A 15,462-nucleotide genomic window follows, 5' to 3' on the forward strand; every position below is an offset into this window, starting at 1 on the left:
GGTGAAAACCCTGTCCCTCATCATCGATTGCGATCCCGGCGTGGACGACGCCGTGGCGCTGATGCTCGCCTTCGGGTCGGGCGAGCTGGAGCTGCTGGCCGTCACCGCCGTGGGCGGCAATGTGCCGGTGGAGAAGACGGCGCGAAACGCCCGCATCCTGCGCCAGATCGCCCGGCGCGAGGACGTGCCCGTCTTCATGGGGGCGGAGCGGCCGTTGCGGCGCGAGCCGGCCGGGGCGGGCGAGTTCCACGGCGCCGAGGGGCTGGGCGACCTGACGCCGTTCGAGCCGGATGCTCCGTGCGCGGATGGCCATGCGGCGGACGCCATCATCGACCTGGTCATGGGCCGGCCGGAGAAGTCGGTCGCGATGGCGGTGCTGGGGCCGATGACCAATCTGGCCCTGGCCCTGCGCAAGGCGCCCGGGCTGGCGGACCGGTTGGGGACGGTGGCGGTCATGGGCGGGGCGAGATCCGAGGGCGGCAACATCACCGCCTCGGCCGAGTTCAACATCTGGGCCGATCCCGAGGCGGCGGCCGAGGTGCTGGCGACCGGCTGCGACCTGGTGATGTTCGGGCTGGACGCGACGCATCAGGTGCGGGCGACCGACGCGCGGATCGCGGCGCTGGAGGCGGTCGGGACTCCCATGGCGGATGCGGCGGCGGCGATGATGCGGTTCTCGCAGAGGGTCGAGCGCAGGATCGTCGGCTGGGACGCGCCGCCGGTGCATGATCCGTGTCCGGTGGCCTGGCTGCTGCGGCCCGGGCTGTTCGAGCTGAAGGCCTGCCGGATCGCGGTGGAGACGCACAGCGACCTGACGCGCGGCCATACGGCGGTCGAGTTCCGCGAGGCGGTGGCGGGACCGCTGCCGCACCGCTGGGCGGCGGCGGCGGACGCGGACGGGGTCTTCGACCTGATCGCGGAGGCGGTGAGGTGAGGCTGACCGTCATCGGTTCGATCAATCTGGATTTCGTCGCCTCGGCGCCGCGTCTGCCGCGCGCGGGCGAGACCGTGACCGGGGCGACCCTGGCGCGGCATCCGGGCGGCAAGGGCGCCAACCAGGCGCTGGCGGCGCAGCGGCTCGGCGCCGAGGTCTGTCTGATCGGCCGGGTGGGGCGCGACGGCATGGCCGAGGAGGCCATGGGCCTGCTGCTGGCCGAGGACGTCGATGTCGCCGGGGTGATCACGGACGCCGCGGCGCCGACGGGCGTGGCCCTGATCGCCGTCGATCCCCAGGGCGAGAACCAGATCGTGGTCGCGGCGGGGGCCAATCACAGCGTCATGCCCGAACAGCTGCCGGCGCGGATCGAAACCCCGCTGATCCTGCAGCTGGAGCTGCCGGTCGAGACGGTCGAGGCGGCGGTGGGGCGGGCGACCGAGTTCGTCTGCGTCAACCTGGCCCCGGCGGCGCCGGTGTCGGACCAGCTGCTGCGCCGCGCCGACCTGCTGGTGGTCAATGAGACCGAGGCCGAATTCTACGGCGACCTGCTGCATCACGGCGGCGGTCGGGTGGTGGTGACGCTCGGGGCGCGGGGCGCGGTCATGTACCAGCGCGGGGCCGAGGTCGCCCGGGCGACGCCGCCCAGGATCCGGCCGCTGGACGCGACCGGGGCGGGCGACGCCTTCGTCGGGGCGATCTGCGTGGCCCTGCTGGAGGGGATGGCGGCCGAGCCGGCGTTGCGGTTCGCCTGCGCGGCGGGGGCGGTGGCGGCGACGCGGGCCGGGGCGCAGCCCTCGCTGCCGACGCGGGCCGAGGTCGAGGCGATCATTACCGCGACGTAACTATGGCCCGCGAGATCGGCTGATAGGGTCCCGCATCCGTTCAGACGCCGCTCCGGGGATCGCCGACATGACACGCACCGCCGCCCTTCTGGGGGCTTCGCTCCTGACGCTTTCTACGCTCGCCGCCGGACCGGGTTTCGCCCAGACAGCGCCCGCGCCGATCAGCGTGCCGCCGCTGGAATACACCCACCGCGAGCTGGCCAACGGGCTCGACGTCTACGCCATGCCGGACGCCACGGCCGGCACGGTGACGGTGACCCTCTGGTACGACGTCGGCGGCAAGGACGATCCGCAGGGCCGCAGCGGCTTCGCCCACCTGTTCGAACACATCCTGAGCCGCAAGACGGTCAACCTGCCCTATGGCCAGATCTCGACCCTGGTCGAAAACGCGGGCGGCTCGCGCAACGCCTCCACGGGGCAGGATTTCACCAACTATTACGAGACCGTGCCGCCGCAGTACCTGGAGACGATGCTGTGGACCCACGCCGAGCGGATGGCGCGGCCGGTGGTCGATGACGCCGTGTTCCAGGCAGAGCGTTCGATCGTCAAGGAAGAGCTGCGCCAGCGGGTGCTGGCCCCGCCCTATGGCCGCTTCCAGCGGTTCGTGATCGGCGACAACAGCTTCGACGAAAGCATCTACCGCCGCAGCGTGATCGGCTCGATCGAGGAACTGGATTCAGCCGTCATCGACGACGCCCGGGCCTTCCACGAGGCCTACTACCGCCCCGCCACGGCGACGATGATCGTGTCGGGCAATTTCGATCCGGCGCAGCTGGACCGCTGGGTCGACCAGTATTTCGCCGGCATTCCGAACCCGGAACGTCCCGTGCCGGTGTTCCAGCGGCCCGTCGAAACGCCGCGCACCGCGCCGCGCAGGGTCGAGGCCTATGCCCCCAATGTGCCGATGCCGGCGGTGGGCGTCCTCTATCCCGGCATTGCGGCGAACCACCCCGACGCCGCCGCCCTGGACGTGCTGCAGGCCATCATGTCGCGCGGTGACAGCTCGCGCCTGTATCAGGCCCTCGTCTACGGCAAGCAGCTGGCCTCGACCGCCAATTTCGGCGCCAACAGCATGGAGGAGGACGGCTCGATCGGCGTGACCAGCACGGTGGCGCGCGGCAAGTCGATGACCGACCTCGAGGCGGCGCTGGACATCGAACTGGCGCGGGTGCGCGACGAGCCGGTGACCGCGGCCGAACTGGCCGAGGCCAAGACAGAGATCATCGCCGCCGAGCTGCGCCAGCGCGAGACGGCCTCGGGCCGGGCCTTCATCCTCGGTCAGGCCATCGTTTCGGAGAATGATCCCGGGGCGCCCGACGCACGGCTGGCCGCGGTGCAGGCCGTGACCGCGGCGGACGTGCAGCGGGTGGCGCGGACGTATCTCGACGACCAGGCCCGGGTGGCGGTGCGCTATCAGGACGAGAGCGCCCGGCCCGCCGGCGCGCCCGAGGACAGCTGGCGCAATCCGGCGCCCGTGCCGACCTATCTGACCGTGCCGCCGGCCATCCTGCCGGCCAATGAACTGCTGCCCGAGGGCCAGCGGATGGCCCCGCCGGCGCCGGGGCCGGTCCGGGCCATGGCCACGCCGCGCGTGGTGGAGCGGACCCTGTCCAACGGCCTGCGCGTCATCGCGGCCAAGTCGACCAACCTGCCGATCATGAACGTCCAGCTGAGGATGGCGGGAGGCGCGGCCGGGGATCCCGCCGGCCAGCCGGGTCTGGCCTCGATGACCGCCAATCTGGCGACGCGGGGCGCGGGCGAACGGTCGGCCCCCGAGATCGCGCGGGCGCTGGAGGCGCTGGGCGCCGACCTGAACAGCGGCGCGGGCGCGGATTCCAGCTCGGTGTCCCTGTCCGCTCCCATTGCGTCCGCGGACCAGGCGGGATCGGTGTTCGCCGACGTGGTGATGCGGCCGACCTTCGCCGCGGCGGAGCTGGAGCGCAGCCGGACCCAGACGGTCACGGGCCTGACCGTCGCCCTGCGCGATCCTGGAAACCTGGCGTCGCAGGTGCTGAACCGGCTGGCCTTCGGGGGCGCGGCCTATGGAGCGCCGGCCGCGGGGACGCCGACCTCGGTCGCGACCCTGACGCGCGACCAGGTCGTCGACTTCCATGACCGCTGGTGGCGGCCCGACAACGCGGCCCTGATCATCACGGGCGGCATGGAGCCGGAGCAGGCCTTCGCCTTCGCCGAGCGCACCCTGGGCGGCTGGGAACGGCCGTCGGACCCGGTTCCGACCGTCCCGAACCGGGCGGGTGGACGACCGGCGCCGCGCATCGTCGTGGTCGACCTGCCCGGCGCCGGACAGGCGGCGGTCGCGGCGGCCGTGCGTGGACCGCGCCGGTCGGACGAAGCCTTCTATCCGCTGGCGGTGGTCAACAGCGTCATCGGCGGCGGCCAGAACGGTCACCTGTTCCAGGAGGTGCGGGCCAAACGCGGCCTGTCCTACGGCGCCAGCTCGACCCTGGGCGCGCGGGTGGACGGCGGCCTGCTGTCCGCCGCGACCCAGACCAAGAACGAAAGCGCCGCCGAGGTCGTCGCCCTGGTGCTGGCCGAGTTCGACCGGCTGAAGACCGAGGCGGTGACCGACCAGGCCGTGACCGACCGCGAGGCCTTCATCACCGGCGGCTTCTCGCGCGCGGTCGAGACCACGGGCGGTCTGGGCGGGGTGCTGGCGGACCTGGTCACCTATGGCCTGCCGCTGACCGAGGTCGAGACCTATCCCGCCAGGATCAACGCCACCACGCCCGAGGGCGTGATGGCGGCGGCGCAAGGGGTCGGGTCGGATCAGGCCTATGTCGTGGTCGTGGGCCAGTCGGCGATGTTCATCGACGCCCTGCGGGCGGCCCATCCCGACGTGGTGGTGATCCCGGCGGCGGAGCTGGATCTGAACAGCGCGACGCTGGGGCTGTAGGGGAGCTCCGTCTCCTCCCCATCGCTGCGCGACAGGGAGGAGACGGTTCAGCGTCCCCGGAAGCTCGCGATCGCGTCCACCGTCCTGCGCACATTCGCCTCGACGCCGGCCCAGTCGCCGGCCTTGACCGCCGCGTCGGTGATCAGTTTCGAACCCATGCCGGCGGCGACGATGCCGCTGCCGAACCATCTGGCGATGCTGGCCTCGTCGGGGTCGACGCCGCCCGTCGGCATGATCTTCGTCCAGGGCATGGGGCCCAGCACCGCCTTGACGAAGTCCGGGCCGCCGACGCTGGCGCCCGGGAACAGCTTGACGATCTCGCAGCCCAGTTCATGCGCCTGGCCGATCTCGGTGACTGAGCCGCAGCCCGGGAAATAGGCCGTCATGCGCCGGTTGCAGACGCGGGCGACATCCGGGACCAGGCAGGGGCTGACCACGAAACGGGCGCCGCGGTTGAGGTAGAGGCTCGCCGTGCCCGCATCGACCACCGAGCCGATGCCGAGGATGATGTCCGGGTCGGTCTTCTGCAGTTCGCGGGCGATGTCGCCGAACAGGTCGCAGGCGAAGTCGCCGCGGTTGGTGAATTCGATCACGGGCGCCCCGCCGCGGGCGCAGGCGCGGATCACGTTCAGGCAGACCTGCGGATCCGGATGATAGAAGACCGGGGCCACGCCCTGGGACTCGAGGGCGGTCAGGACGGAGAGGCGGTCGTGGCGCATGGTTCTTCCCCCGCCGATCGGTCCGGCGATGCGCCATGCTTATCCCACCCGCCGCATCGCGGGAAAGCGCCGGCGCGGGGAGCGGGGAACTTTGTGTTTCGAAACCCGGTCCGGACGCTCAGTTCACCCGTCGCCTGGCGCCGCAGAGGTCGCAGAACTCACGCCCCGAGACGCGGCGGTCCGGACGCCAGCGATGGCGTCGGCAGCGAAGGCGGCGGAGGAACTTTCGAAGAAGGCGAAACATGAATCCCCGAGTACGCAACCGACCGCGAGGAGAGGCGGCCGACCGCGCGCAGACACGACCATTCTTCGCTTCGGTCAAGCGATGAATCGAGGAGCGCAGGCCGATAGAGCCCTGGGCTCCGCAGCCCCGGCCAGGATGCCGGAACCGGAATCCCGCTGACGACTTTTCCATCCCATGATCGCCGCATTCTCGTCATTTTTTCTCGCCGCCGCAGGGCAGGCGTCGCCGGTCGCAATCCCGCCGCCGTCTGCCGCTGAGCCGGATATAAGCCTGTCGATATCGGCCCATGCCGACCAGATTCGATGGCGGCAGGTCGGGACGGTGAGAGTCCGGGCCTGGGCCGAGCCGTCGGGATCCGTGATCGAGGAAAACCTGTCGACCGGCCTGCCGCGACCGATTCCCGGTCAAAGGACATTCCGGAACGTCCAGTGGAACCTGACAGCGGCCGCGACGATCGCCGTCCCCGACGCCGCCCCGGCGTCCCCCCAAGCCGATGTGCGTCCGAGCGACGCGCCTGACCCACCCCAAGGAGACCCTCGATGAAGCATCTACTGGCGAGCGGCGCAGCCGTAATTCTTCTGGCCGCCGCAGGCCACGCCGCGGCCCAGTCCCCGGCCGGAGGCATGCAGGTCCAGCCGGTTCAGCCCCTGTCCGCGCAGAGCGCGACGCCGCCCTCCAGCCCCTCGGCCGAGCCGGATGTGCTGCTGGATATCCCGAACCTGTCGGTCGAGGAGATCACGATCGAGGTGGAAAACCTCCAGGCCAAGATCGCTCTGGAAGCGCGGCTGGCCAATCTGCTGCACCTGAGCGCCGGCGCCGACGTCTCGGTCGACAACGTCAAGATAAGCATCAAGGGCGTCAGCGCCCAGGTGCTGCTGAAGGTGCGGCTGGACAATGTCCAGGCCATCATCGACCGAACCCTGACGACCATCGACCGGAATCCGGAAATCCTCGAGCGGCTGCTCACCACGGTGGACAATACGGTCAACACGGTCGGCGGCGTGGCCAATACGACCCTGCAGCCGGGCGGTGTGGTCGATAACACCGTCGGCACGGTGGGGCAGGTCGCGGGCGACGCGACGCGCCGTTAAGCCGACAGGAAGCGGATCAGGCGGCCTTCGCCAGGCCGACGATCCGCTTCACCAGCGGGCTGTCCGCGTCGAACAGCGGGTCCAGCACGGTGAAATGGTTCAGGCCGGGCAGGGCCTCGTAGCGGGTCTCGACGCCGTTGGCGGCCCAGTGGTCGGCCATCAGCCGCGACTGGCGCAGGAACTCCGGGCTCTCTTCCCCGCCCACGACGCAGTCCAGGATCGTGCCCCCGGGCGTCGAACCGTTGGGCACGGGCCAGAAGAGGGGCGACAGGGCGGCGGCCTCGCGCTCATCCAGATCGAGCGCCTTGTTCAGGGAGGTGGGGACGAGCCGGCGCAGGTCGAAGACGCCGCTGATGGCGACGGCGGCCGAGGCGCGGCCCTCGGACAGCATGCAGGCCGCCATATGCCCGCCGGCGGAGTGGCCGAACACCACGGGGCGGGTCCCCGTGCGGGCGCGGATAATCGCCACCGCCTCGCGCGCCTGACCGAGGATGCGGCCGAGGCGGACGGCAGGGGCCAGGTCATAGGAGGGGACGGCGAGGCTGACGCCGTGGGCGAGGAAGGCGGGGGCGAGGCCGCTGAACCAGCCCTTGTCCAGCGCCTGCCAGTAGCCGCCGTGCAGAAAGACGGCGACCGGGGCGTCCGGGTCGGCCTCGAACAGGTCCATGACCTCGCGTTCGCCCTTGCCGTAGGCGATCTCGACGGGCGGATGGGCGGTGCGGGCCGCTTCGGCGGTTTCGCGCCACATGGCCATGACGGCGGGATGGTCGGGCACGCGGGCGCGGTTGTTGTATTCGGCCTCGAGGTCGATGACCGCTTCGCTCTTACCCGTCACGCAACCATCCGCTAGATGAACCTCCACGCACCGGAGGACCGCCGCCATGATGACCGCCATCTTCGTCTTCATCAAATGCGAGCTGGGTCACGCCAACGACGTGGCCGCCGACATGGTGGACAATGTCGAATTCGTCTCGGAGGTCTATTCGACGTCGGGCCAGTATGACCTGCTGGCCAAATTCCAGCTGCCGAAGGAGATGGACATCGGCACCTTCGTGACCAAGTCGGTGCAGACGCGGGCCAATATCCGCGACACCTTCACGGTCATCACCTTCTCGCCCTTCCTGCCGGGCGGGGGCTGACGCTACGTCACTCGTGAATCGCTGCTAATGTTCCGGCTTTCGCCGGGATGACAAGGGTTCAGCATGACCGATCTTGATGCGTTCCGCGCGGAGACCCGCGCCTGGCTCGAGGCCAACTGTCCCGCGGAGTGCCGCGGGCCGGTGGAGAGCGACGACGACCGGGTCTGGGGCGGGCGCAACGCCGTCTTCCCGACGCCGGCGCACAGGACCTGGCTGGAGCGGATGGGCGCGCGCGGCTGGACCGCGCCGGAATGGCCGGCCGAATACGGGGGCGGCGGGCTGAGCCGGGAACAGGCCAAGGTTCTGGCGTCGGAGATGCGCCGCATCGACGCCCAGGCGCCGCTGGCCAGTTTCGGGGTCTGGATGCTGGGGCCGGCGCTGCTGGCCTTCGGGACCGAGGAACAGAAGCAGCGTTTCCTGCCCGAGATCGTGCGCGGCGAAATCCGCTGGTGCCAGGGCTATTCCGAGCCGGGGGCCGGGTCCGATCTGGCGGCGATCCAGACCCGGGCGGAGGACCGGGGAGACCACTGGATCGTCAACGGCCAGAAGGTCTGGACCTCCTACGCCGACAAGGCGGACTGGATCTTCTGCCTGGTGCGGACCGATGCGGAGGCGCCCAAGCATCTGGGCATCTCCTTCGTCCTGTTCGACATGGCGACGAAGGGCGTAAGCACGCGGCCGATCACCCTGATCAGCGGCAAGAGCCCGTTCTGCGAGACCTTCTTCGACGACGTGCGGGTGGAGAAGGCGAACCTCGTCGGCACGCTGAACCGCGGCTGGGACGTGGCCAAGCACCTGCTGGCGCATGAGCGGACCATGATCGGGGCCATGGGCGAGGTCGGCGGCGGGCGGCCGCTCGGTCAGGTGGCGACCGGATCGATCGGCCTGGACGACGACGGGCGGCTGGACGCGCCTATGCTCCGGGCGCGGATCGCCGAGCTGGAAGTGGACGCCGCCGCCTTCCGTCTGGCCATGGAGCGGACGGGCGATCAGGTGAAGGCGGGGCAGGCGCACCCGGCGATCGCCTCGATGCTGAAATACTATGGGTCCGAGCTGAACAAGCGACGGCATGAGCTGCTGATGGCGGCGGGCGGGTCGGACGCGCTGGAATGGGAGGGCGAGCGCTCGCGCCACGGGGCGGCGGCGCGCGACTGGCTGCGCACCAAGGCCAATTCCATCGAGGGCGGGACGAGCGAGATCCAGCTCAACATCATCGCCAAACACCTGCTGCAACTGCCGGGGGCGTAGCGCCCCATGCCGCCGTCACCCCCGGGCTTGACCCGAGGGCCAGACGTCGGGGCGACGAGTGGCTGAGGGGCGGACGGGACCGTCGGACCATCCCTCATGAACGAGCGACGGAACATCTGATCCTCGGGTCAAGCCCGAGGATGACGACGAGAAAGACGCGGCCGAAAATGCCCCTGATCCTGACCGAAGAGCAGGCGATGCTGAAGGCGGCGGCCGACGGCTTCCTCAACGAGCACGCGCCGATCGCCCATCTGCGCAAGCTGCGTGACAGCAGGGACGCGGACGGCGTGTCGCGCGACCTGTGGCGGGCGTTCGGGGAGATGGGGTTCGCAGGGGTTCTCATTTCGGAGGACCACGGCGGTTCGGGGCTGGGCGCGGTCGAGGCCGGGGTGCTGGCCGAGGCCCTGGGGCGGACGCTGACGCCGTCGCCCTTCCTGGGGACCGGCGTGCTGTCGGCGACGGTGCTCAAGGGCGGATCGGCGGAGCAGCAGGCGGCGTGGCTGCCCCGGATCGCGGCGGGCGAGGCGATCGTGTCGCTGGCCGTGGACGAAGGCCCCAAGCATGCGCCGGCGCGGATCGCGACGACGGCCCAGCGGTCGGGCAACGGATTCAGGCTGAACGGGGCCAAGGGCTTCGTGCTCGACGGCCATGTGGCCGACGCCGTGATCGTGGCGGCGCGGACGGATGCGGGGCTGACGCTGTTCCTGGTCGATCCGACGACGGCGGGCGTGGAGATCGAGCGCACCGTCATGGTCGATGCGCACAATGCGGCGCGGGTGACCCTGACCGATGTCGAGGTCGATGCGGACGCCGTGATCGGCGCGGTCGACGGCGGCGAGGCCCTGCTGGAGGGCGCGCTGAATCTGGGCCGGGCGTGCGCGGCGGCGTCGCTGAACGGGGCGGGGGACCAAGCCTTCCAGACGACGATGGCCTATCTGCGGACGCGCAAACAGTTCGGCAAGCTGATCGGCGAATTCCAGGCCCTGCAGCATCGGGCGGCGCATCTGTTTTCGGAGATCGAGATCGCCCGGGCGGCGACGGCGGGGGCGCTCAACGCGCTGGACGTCGGGCGCGAGGACGCGGGACTGGTGGTGTCCGTGGCCAAGGCCAAGGCCGGGCGGGTGGCCGAACTGGCGGTGCAGGAAGCGGTGCAGATGCACGGCGGCGTCGGCATGACCGACGAATTCGACGTCGGCCTGTTCATGAAACGGGTGCGTGTGCTCAACGAACTGCTCGGCGACGCCGGATTCCATCAGGAGCGGATGGCGCGAAGCCAGGGGTTCTAGTCGGCGCCCGCGCCTCCGGATCACGCCGGAGTGGCCAATCGGTCCGGCCTGTCCTAGATCGATGGACAGGGAGACACTCGCCATGACGACGCGAACCAACGCGCCTCGATACCTGACCGGCTTCGGCAATCATTTCGCCACGGAGGCCGTGGCCGGCGCCCTGCCCGAAGGGCGGAATTCACCGCAACGGGCGCCGATGGGGCTGTACGCCGAACAGCTGTCGGGGACGGCCTTCACCGCGCCGCGCAGCGAGAACCGGCGGTCGTGGCTGTACCGGCTGCGGCCCAGCGCCCAGCATCCGGCCTATCAGCCGTTTCCGCAGGCGCGTGTGCGGTCGGGGCCGTTCCATGAGGCGCCGCCGTCGCCCAACCGGATGCGTTGGGACCCGCTGCCGATGCCGACAGAGCCGACCGACTGGGTCGAGGGGCTGACGACCTATGGCGGGACCGGCGATCCCGAGGCGCTGTCGGGGATCGGCATCCACCTGTACGCCGCCAACCGGTCGATGACGGACCGGGTCTTCTACTGCGCCGACGGCGAGCTTTTGATCGTGCCGCAACTGGGCGACCAGGCCTTCGTCACCGAGATGGGGCGGATCGACGCGAGGCCCGGCGAGGTCGTGGTCATTCCCCGCGGGGTGCGGTTCCGGGTGGAGTGTTCGGGAGCGATCCGGGGCTATGTCTGCGAGAATTACGGCGCCGCCTTCCGCCTGCCGGACCTGGGGCCGATCGGTTCGAACGGCCTGGCCAATCCGCGCGATTTCCTGACGCCCGTCGCGGCCTTCGAGGATGTCGATCGCCCGACCGAGTGCATACAGAAGTTCGGCGGCCGGCTGTACGTCACGACCTTCGACCACAGCCCGATGGATGTCGTCGCCTGGCACGGCAACCTGGCGCCCTACAAATACGACACCGCACGGTTCAATACGATCGGCACCGTCAGTTTCGACCATCCGGATCCGTCGATCTTCACGGTCCTGACCTCGCCCAGCGATACGCCGGGAACGGCCAATTGCGACTTCGTCATCTTCCCGCCGCGCTGGATGGTGGCCGAGGACACCTTCCGTCCGCCGTGGTTCCACCGCAACGTCATGAGCGAGTTCATGGGGCTGGTGACCGGCGAATACGACGCCAAGGAGGGCGGCTTCGCCCCCGGCGGGGCCTCGCTGCACAATTGCATGAGCGGGCACGGGCCGGATCAGGCGTCCTATGACAAGGCGGTGGCCGCGGATCTGAAGCCGGTGAAGATCGCCGACACCCTGGCCTTCATGTTCGAGACACGGCTGCCGATCCGGACCACGGAATGGGCGCAAACCAGCCCGACGATGCAGCTGGACTACGACGACGTCTGGACCGGGTTCCAGAAGGGACAAGTGGAATGAAGCGCCTTGCCATGATCGCGGCCGTTCTGCTGGCCGCCTGCCAGCCGGTTCCGGAGAAGGGCGACCTCGGCTTCGGCAACGAGCCGGCGCCGGTGGCCGTCCCGGAGAGCGCGGCGGCGGCGGACTGTCTGGCGCGCGGCGGGCGGATGCAGCCGGTCGGCCGGATGCAGACGATGCAGTGCGTGGTGCGTTACGCCGACGCCGGCAAACGCTGCACCGACAGCGACCAGTGCGCGGGCGAGTGCCGCGTCGCGGACGTCGCGGCGCGTCCGGCGGAAGGCGCGGCGGTGGCGGGTATCTGTCAGGCCGACAGCAACCGCTTCGGCTGTTTCACCCGCGTCGAGGACGGCAAGGCCGAGGCCACCCTGTGCGTCGACTGACCGTGCATCCGAACCTCTCGCGGCGCCGTTCCTGAGCCATGAGCCTGATCGAGATCGCCGCCCTGCTGGGCCTGAACCTGGCCCTGATCGTCGCGGTGATGCTGGGGCTGTGGCGGGTCGCCCTGCGGCTGAAGGACGTCAGCTTCATCGACGGCGTCTGGCCGCTCGGCATGCTGATGCTGGCGCTGGCCACCTTTCCGCGCACCGATGGCGATCCGACGCGCAAATGGCTGCTGGTCTGGCTGGTCGGGGTGTGGGCGATCCGGCTGGGCTGGCACCTTTTGAGTCGGTGGCGGCGCAACGGCGCGGACGCACGCTATGTCGAACTGGTCGAGACCCAGGAGAAGACCAGGGGCTGGGCCTTCGGCAAGACGGCCCTGTTGTTCGTCTTCCTGCCGCAGGCGGTGCTGGCCTGGCTGACATCGCTGCCGGTGCAGCTGGGGCAGGTGGCCTATGCGCCGACGGTCGGCTGGATCGGCTGGACGGGGGCGGTGCTGGCGGTCATCGGCATCGGCTTCGAGAGCATCGGCGACGCCCAGCTGGCGGCGTTCAAGAAGGACCCGACGAACAGGGGCAAGGTGCTGGACACGGGCCTGTGGCGCTGGACCCGGCATCCCAACTATTTCGGCGACGCCTGCGTCTGGTGGGGACTGTATCTGATCGCGGCCGAGACGGGGCCGGGGGTCTGGGCGATCGCCGGCCCGATCTTCCTGACCTTCACCCTGACGCGCTGGTCCGGCATCGGCATCACCGAGAAGGCGACGGCGAAGTCGAAGCCCGGCTACGAGGATTATGTGCGGCGCACCAGCGCCTTCATTCCGTGGCCGCCGAAGAAGGTTTGACCGCCATTCCGCACCAGCCCCTGGCCTGGCCACGGTCTGTCGAAAAGCGGGGCGCCTGAACTGTCGCTTGCTTGACCGCTCCGGCCAAGATGTGTGTTCTCGTTCACTGGGAGCGGGGACCTCGAATGAATGGATTGATCTGGGCCGGACTGTGGTCGGCCTTGTCGATGCTGGCGCCGACCGGTCTCGCGACGAACCCGGTTATGCCGCAGGACGACGACTGGGAGTTCGCCGCCGATGCCGCACGAAACCTGTCGGCGGCCACCGTGCGCTATGAGGACGGCCAAGCAGTCGTGGTCCAGTGCGCGCCGGCCGGCTTGCGGGTGGTCCTTGTGGGTCTGCCGGCGTCAACGGAACGAACCCGCATCCTGGCGGCGTCGCGAGCTGATGGGCGGCAAGATACCCAGACATGGTTCGCGGAGCCCGGAACAACGGCCTTCACCGCTTCGGTGAGCGGGCGCGACGCTCGTTTCCTGCGGGGAGGGGGCGTATTTGAGCTGAGGTCGCGGGCCGGGAGCGCCGCTCCGGTTCATGCAATCTTCGACCTGCCGACCCAGAACGGGAATCTCGATCGGGTGCTGACCGCATGTGGATACGCGGCGAGCGACGAACGAGACCTGCTTCCCCGGGCCGGCGACGATCTGAAGAGCCAGTGGCAGGTTGACAATGCCGAGGAGATTGCGCGCGGGCCGCGGCGACAAAGGCGTAGCCGCAGTGTTAGCGGTGGAGCGCGAGGTCGCGACACAGCACCTCCCGCGCCCCCGCCGCCCGCGCCTGCCGATCTCAGCTGCGTGGTCCGTGAAGGGGGATTGTCCGACTGTCGTTTTGACCACACGCTTGCGGGTTCCACGACGGAGGCCGAGCGGCGACTTCGCTTCTTGAGCGAGATGAAACTCGAACAGGTCGGCGCGACCGCGAATGAGGGCCGGGTCTATTATCCGAACGCGGAGGGCCAGCCCCTGATTGTGGTGACCTACGAACGCCTGATGTAGCGCGCTCCGCCTGGAGCTTGTCTCACCGCCCTCTCCCAAACGAAAAACCCCCGCCGCTTGCGCGACGGGGGCTGACTTTCCGAAGAAAAAACCGGGGGTCATGAAGGCCCCGGCTGTCCGGGTCTTACTGGCCCGGGTTCGCCGTCGACGGCGAGGTGTTCGGCGTGTTGGCGGTGGTGGCGCCGCCGTCAGCGTTGCCGGCCTGTTGCTCGATCATGTCGGCTTTTTCGTTCAGGGCCGTTTCAGCGGCTTCGGTCGGAGCCGCAGCAGCTTGTTCTTCCAGGGCGTCGGCCTGGACTTCGGCGGTCTTGTCGGCCTGGCTTTCGCAGGCGGCGACGCCGGCCAGGGCGAAGATGGCGGCGGAGGCGATGATCAGTTTACGCATGAGGATATCCTTCCAGAGTGGAAACCGGATAACTCAGCCGCGACGCTTCGGTTCACGGTCCCGTGAGAAAAAAGTGTTGGAACGTCAATTTTCTTCGGCGAAGGCCACGCGGGCGGCCCCCAGCAGGGCGGCGTGCTTGTGCAGGATCACCTTCGTCGGGATGGCCGCCATATAGTCCTGGAACCGGCCCTTGCGCTCGAACCGCTCGCGGAAGGGGCTGGCCTTGAGGAAGGGCAGGATGCGCGGGGCGATGCCGCCGGCGATGTAGACGCCGCCGCGCGCCCCCGTGGTAAGGGCGATGTCGCCGGCCACGGCCCCGAGGATGGCGCAGAAGCGGGCGAGGGTGGCGCCGCACGGACTGTCGGCGTTCTCCAGCGCCTCGGTGGTGATCTGGGCGGGGTCGTCGATATGGCTCTCGCGCCCGTCGATCTCGGCCAGGGCCCGGTGCATGTTCAGCAGGCCGGGACCGCAGATCAGCCGCTCGATCGAGACGCGGTCGTAGCGGCGGCGCAGGATGCGCAGGATCTCGTCCTCGACCGCGTCGCCCGGCGCGAAACAGGCGTGTCCGCCCTCGGACGGCATGGCCATCTCGCCGCCCCGACCGTCGCGCACCAGGGCGGACACGCCGAAGCCGGTGCCGGGGCCGAGCACGGCGATGGCGGCGTGGGGCTCTCCCTCGGCGGGGCCGCCCAGCGAGGCCAGCATGTCGTCGGGCACCACCGGCGCGCCCCAGGCGAGGGCCTCGAAGTCGTTGATCAGCCGGACAGGATTCAGGCCCAGCGTCTGGAGCTCGGACTCGGACACGCGCCATGGCGAGTTGGTCAGGTCGATCTCGCCGTCGGTGACCGGCCCGGCCACGGCGATGACGCCGCCGGTCGGCTTGATCTCGCAGCCCTCGATGAAGGCGGCCACCCCCTTGAGGAAGGTGGGATAGGTCTCGGCGGGGAAGCTTTGGTGGTGTTCGAGCACCGGCCTTCCCTCGACCATATGGGCGAGGGCGAAGCGGGCGTTGGTGCCGCCGACGTCGCCGACGAGCAGGGTCTTGTCCCAGGCGATGGTCAT

Annotated in this window: 15 protein-coding genes; 11 read left to right on the forward strand and 4 right to left on the reverse strand. The window is 69.8% G+C overall.

The window, feature by feature from the left end; all coding sequences use genetic code 11:
• Position 1: 1 nt before the first annotated feature.
• The 3 genes from ASD59_RS02065 to ASD59_RS02075 all read left to right on the forward strand — a co-directional run bounded on the left by ASD59_RS02065 (position 2) and on the right by ASD59_RS02075 (position 4,693).
• The gene (locus ASD59_RS02065; RefSeq protein WP_082560071.1) at positions 2-934 is read left to right on the forward strand and encodes a nucleoside hydrolase; all 933 of its coding nucleotides are present in this window, start codon (positions 2-4) and stop codon (positions 932-934) included.
• Entirely contained in the window at positions 931-1,779 is an 849-nt protein-coding gene (locus ASD59_RS02070; RefSeq protein WP_055827552.1) for a ribokinase, read from the forward strand. Before ASD59_RS02065 ends, ASD59_RS02070 begins: the two co-directional genes overlap by 4 nt.
• Before the next feature lie 67 nt (positions 1,780-1,846).
• Positions 1,847-4,693: a M16 family metallopeptidase gene (locus ASD59_RS02075; RefSeq protein WP_055827554.1), complete on the forward strand. Its 2,847-nt coding sequence runs from the start codon at positions 1,847-1,849 to the stop codon at positions 4,691-4,693.
• A gap of 47 nt (positions 4,694-4,740) precedes the next feature.
• Here ASD59_RS02075 and ASD59_RS02080 read toward each other — a convergent pair whose 3' ends face one another.
• A complete protein-coding gene (locus ASD59_RS02080) occupies positions 4,741-5,412 on the reverse strand; it encodes a bifunctional 4-hydroxy-2-oxoglutarate aldolase/2-dehydro-3-deoxy-phosphogluconate aldolase (RefSeq protein ID WP_055827558.1) in 672 nt (223 codons plus the stop codon).
• Positions 5,413-6,195: 783 nt separating this feature from the next.
• On the opposite strand from ASD59_RS02080, the gene ASD59_RS02085 reads away from it, so the two are divergent.
• Positions 6,196-6,747, forward strand: coding sequence for a hypothetical protein (locus tag ASD59_RS02085; RefSeq protein WP_200943597.1), 552 nt, complete (start codon positions 6,196-6,198; stop codon positions 6,745-6,747).
• Between the two features lie 16 nt (positions 6,748-6,763).
• Here ASD59_RS02085 and ASD59_RS02090 read toward each other — a convergent pair whose 3' ends face one another.
• The gene (locus tag ASD59_RS02090; protein WP_055829628.1) at positions 6,764-7,582 is read right to left on the reverse strand and encodes an alpha/beta hydrolase; all 819 of its coding nucleotides are present in this window, start codon (positions 7,580-7,582) and stop codon (positions 6,764-6,766) included.
• Between the two features lie 46 nt (positions 7,583-7,628).
• Here ASD59_RS02090 and ASD59_RS02095 point away from each other — a divergent pair, with 46 nt between their 5' ends.
• The 7 genes from ASD59_RS02095 to ASD59_RS14135 all read left to right on the forward strand — a co-directional run bounded on the left by ASD59_RS02095 (position 7,629) and on the right by ASD59_RS14135 (position 14,015).
• Positions 7,629-7,886, forward strand: a complete 258-nt coding sequence (locus ASD59_RS02095; protein WP_055827560.1) for an Lrp/AsnC family transcriptional regulator — start codon at positions 7,629-7,631, stop codon at positions 7,884-7,886.
• A gap of 63 nt (positions 7,887-7,949) precedes the next feature.
• A complete protein-coding gene (locus ASD59_RS02100; RefSeq protein WP_055827563.1) occupies positions 7,950-9,134 on the forward strand; it encodes an acyl-CoA dehydrogenase family protein in 1,185 nt (394 codons plus the stop codon).
• A 167-nt stretch (positions 9,135-9,301) separates the two neighbouring features.
• Positions 9,302-10,420, forward strand: coding sequence for an acyl-CoA dehydrogenase family protein (locus tag ASD59_RS02105; RefSeq protein ID WP_055827565.1), 1,119 nt, complete (start codon positions 9,302-9,304; stop codon positions 10,418-10,420).
• Positions 10,421-10,502: 82 nt separating this feature from the next.
• Positions 10,503-11,801 carry a homogentisate 1,2-dioxygenase gene (gene hmgA / locus ASD59_RS02110; protein ID WP_200943596.1) on the forward strand — a complete coding sequence of 433 codons (1,299 nt, stop codon included), beginning with the start codon at positions 10,503-10,505 and terminating at the stop codon, positions 11,799-11,801.
• A complete protein-coding gene (locus ASD59_RS02115) occupies positions 11,798-12,181 on the forward strand; it encodes a hypothetical protein (protein WP_055827571.1) in 384 nt (127 codons plus the stop codon). The genes hmgA and ASD59_RS02115 overlap by 4 nt, the downstream gene beginning before the upstream one ends.
• 38 nt (positions 12,182-12,219) lie before the next feature.
• Complete coding sequence (locus tag ASD59_RS02120) at positions 12,220-13,023, forward strand: DUF1295 domain-containing protein (RefSeq protein WP_055827579.1); 804 nt, start codon at positions 12,220-12,222, stop codon at positions 13,021-13,023.
• 125 nt (positions 13,024-13,148) lie between these two features.
• Positions 13,149-14,015 (forward strand): hypothetical protein, encoded by an 867-nt coding sequence (locus ASD59_RS14135; protein WP_156376893.1) that lies wholly within the window; start codon positions 13,149-13,151, stop codon positions 14,013-14,015.
• A 124-nt stretch (positions 14,016-14,139) separates the two neighbouring features.
• On the opposite strand, the gene ASD59_RS02125 is transcribed toward ASD59_RS14135, so the two are convergent.
• Together ASD59_RS02125 and glk are read right to left on the reverse strand one after the other, a co-directional pair.
• The gene (locus ASD59_RS02125; protein WP_055827584.1) at positions 14,140-14,400 is read right to left on the reverse strand and encodes a hypothetical protein; all 261 of its coding nucleotides are present in this window, start codon (positions 14,398-14,400) and stop codon (positions 14,140-14,142) included.
• Positions 14,401-14,484: 84 nt separating this feature from the next.
• Positions 14,485-15,462: a glucokinase gene (glk, locus tag ASD59_RS02130; RefSeq protein WP_055827587.1), complete on the reverse strand. Its 978-nt coding sequence runs from the start codon at positions 15,460-15,462 to the stop codon at positions 14,485-14,487.

The sequence above is a fragment of the Brevundimonas sp. Root608 genome, assembly GCF_001427825.1.
Taxonomy (GTDB): Bacteria; Pseudomonadota; Alphaproteobacteria; order Caulobacterales; family Caulobacteraceae; genus Brevundimonas.